The following is a 3,198-nucleotide window of genomic DNA, read 5'->3' as shown; positions in this document are numbered from 1 at the left end:
GCCCTGGCCCGTGGCGATCGACAGACCGGTCTTCGCCACACCGTTCTGCAGCACCGTGTCGCCCGGCGGCGCGGTCACGGTGACCGAACCGGTCCGGGTGTTGGTCGCGCCGGCGTTGTCAGTGACCGTCAGCGTGACCGTGTACGTGCCGGCCGCGGCGTACGTGCGGCTCGGATTCGTCGCGGTCGAGGTGCCGCCGTCGCCGAAGTTCCAGCTGCGCGAGGCGATCGTGCCGTCCGCATCGGTCGAGGTGTCGGTGAAGGACGCAGTGAGGCCGTTCGCGGACGATGCGAAATTCGCCACCGGCGGTGTGTTGCCCGGCCCGCTGGTCACGGTGACCGGCGCGGTCCTGGTGTTGGTCGCGCCGGCGTTGTCGGTGACGGTCAGCGTGACCGTGTAGGTGCCCGCCGATACGTAGGTGTGGCTCGGGTTCGTCGCCGTCGAGGTACCGCCGTCGCCGAAGTTCCAGCTGCGCGAGGCGATCGTGCCGTCGCTGTCGGTCGAGGTGTCGGTGAAGGTCGCCGTCAGCGCGTTGGTCGCAACGCTGAAATTCGCGGTCGGCGCCACGTTGCCGCCATTGTTGAGCGTGACCTTCCAGGCGCCGCGGCCGTAGGTGCCGGCGCTGAGCACGTGCGGAGCGTCGTCGATCTCGAGATCGGTGACGACGAGGCCGAGCGGCAGTCCGGTGGAAAAAGCAACAAAATTGTTGCCGCCGTCGGCGCTCTCGTAGACGCCGATGTCCGTGCCGACGAAGATGCGGTTGGTGTTCTGCGGGTCGATCGCGACGGTATTGGCCGGCACGTTCGGCAGTCCGGCACCGACCGCGCTCCAGTTCGTGCCGCCGCTGGTCGAACGATACAGCCGCGACGCGCCGAAGCCGGCGCGCGTGACGAATACGCGCTGCGCGTTGAGCGGGTCCATGGCGATGTCCGAGACCACGCCGCCCGGGTAGTTGCCGGTGACGTCGGTCCACGTGCTGCTGGGCACGGCGGCGTCGGGCGTCGCGTAGATGCGGCCGCCGGAAGTGCCCGCATAGGTCGGAATCAGCACGCCCATCGACACCGGCGTCAGCACCGACACGGCCGAGCCGAGGTTGCCGGTGACGGCCGTCCACGACATCGGGCTGGCCGACGTGGTGGCGCGATAGACCACGTTGGACGCAGTGAATAGACGGTTGCCGGCGACCGCCATCGGCGTCACCCACGGGAAGCTCGACGACGACGTCATGCCGGTCGTCGCCAGTTTGGAGAAGCTGTTCGCGCCGCCGCCGGTGGTCGAGCGATAGATGCTCGGGAAACCGCCCGAGGGATAGCTGGTCTGGAACACGATGGACGGGTTGGTCGCGTCGATCGCGTTCATGAAGCCGTCGCCGGAGACGAACGTGAGGTTCCAGACCGAGCTCGTGGTGCGCGACGACGACGAATTGTCCTGCGCGCCGCCGAACACGATGTCCGGATTGGTCGGATGCACGCTGATGTCGTAGAACTGCGTGACGTTGAGATTGGAATTCATGTTCACCCAGCCGGATCCGCCGTTGTCGGTCCGCCAGACGCCGCCGTCGCTGCCGATCCAGAAACGATTCGGATCGATACGCGAATAGCGCACGACGTGAGTGTCCTGATGCACGGTCTGGCCGCTGCCCCAGGTGGTCGTGAGGAAGGTGAAGCTGCTGCCGCCGTTGGTCGAGCGCGCCGCACGGATGCTGCCGACGAGGATCGTGTCCGGCTGCGTGGGGTGCACGTCGATGGCGAGGTTGTAGGTGCACTGGCCTTCGCAGGCGCTGTTGCTGCGCAGGCTCCAGCTGGCCCCGCCGTCGGCGCTGCGATAGAGGCTGCCGCTTTGCAGGGCGTACAGCACGTTGGTGTTGCTCGCCGCCATCGCGAGGCGCAACCGGTTGCCGGAAACGGCGAGGCCGCTGTTGCTGGCGGTCCAGCTCGCGCCGCCGTCGGTGGATTTGTACACGCCGCCGCCGCCGACGCCGGCATACACCGTCGCCGTGCCGGGCACGAACACGATGTCTTCGACATTGCCGTTGAGGGTCTTGGTCCAGCTGCCGCCGCGGTCGGCGGAGCGGTACAGGCCGGAGCCCGACAACGTTCCCGTCGCGCTGCAGCTGCCCGCGCCGCCGGCCAGCACGACGTTCGCGTTGGTCGGCTGCACGGCCACGGCATTGACGATGGACAGTGGCATCGCGCCGGAGCCGCTGCCGTTGCGCGCCTGCCACGTCGCGCCGCTGTCGGTGGACAGGTAGACGCCCTGGCCGAAATAGCCGGCACAGCCGCCGCCATTCTTGTCGCCCGTGCCTGCCCAGACGTTGGCCGGCGCGGACGCTTCGACGAACACGGCGCCGATCGGCAGCGTTCCGACCTGGTCGAACAGCGGCGTCCACGACGTGCCGCCGTTGGTGGTCTTCCAGACGCCGCCCGCGGCTGCGCCGAAATAGACGATATTGTCGTCGCCGGGATGCGGCGTGACGGCATTGTTCCGGCCCGAAACGCGGCCCATGGTCCAGTTGCCCATGTTCATCGACGAGGGGCCGAGCGGCGCCCACGTTTCGCCGGCGGCGCGCTGCGACGGCGCCAGTCGCTCGGCCTCGGCCTTCAGCGCTTCCACGGCATTGCGCCGTTCGGCGCTCGCGTTGGCGGCGCGGTCGAGTCCGCGCGACTGGATGAACCACCGCTGGCGCTGCTCGATCTGCCAGCTTTCCTCGCGCGGCCGGCTGCCGCGCTCGGAGTCGTCATTCGACAGGGACTGCGCGCTGGCTGCGGCAGTCATGGATACGGCAGCCACGAACACGAGCAAGTGGCTCCGCAAAGCAGGGCATGCATGCATGATCGGATCTCCGCAGGCGGCAGCGCGGCTGCCGCTGCATGACGAAGGGCGTGAAGCGACGGCGCGGCGCGGCCGCGCGGCGGCTGAGTCGATTCGTTGGCGATGGCGCAAACGACGGACGGCGCCGAAGAGGCGCCGTCCGCTGGGTTGCTTCAGAACGTGATGCTCCAGCTGTCGATCCTGCCGGTGTCGCCGCCGGCGTTGTCGTTGACACGGAGATTCCACGTGCCGTTGAGCGCCTCGCTCGACAGGTTCAGGGTCACGGTCTTGTTGATGTTGTCCGTGCCGCTGCCGGTGCGATTGTGGATGTTGTACAGCGTTCCATCCGGTGCCACGAGATCGACCTTCAGGTCGCCCTGATACGTG

General features: G+C 68.2%; 2 protein-coding genes. Both read right to left on the bottom strand.

What is annotated here, in order from left to right; genetic code table 11:
• Nucleotides 1–2,775: PKD domain-containing protein (locus tag VLF18_RS00660; RefSeq protein WP_325277681.1), on the bottom strand; the 2,775-nt coding region annotated here is incomplete at its 3' end.
• Between the two features lie 209 nt (nt 2,776–2,984).
• Nucleotides 2,985–3,198, bottom strand: a 214-nt coding sequence (locus VLF18_RS00655; protein ID WP_325277680.1) for a proprotein convertase P-domain-containing protein, incomplete at its 5' end; no start/stop codon positions are given.

Origin of the sequence: Tahibacter sp. (assembly GCF_035481375.1) — a bacterium.
Taxonomy (GTDB): domain Bacteria; phylum Pseudomonadota; class Gammaproteobacteria; order Xanthomonadales; family Rhodanobacteraceae; genus Tahibacter.
Note: the sequence above shows the minus strand (reverse complement) of the source record. Positions and strands in the feature narration are given on the sequence as shown.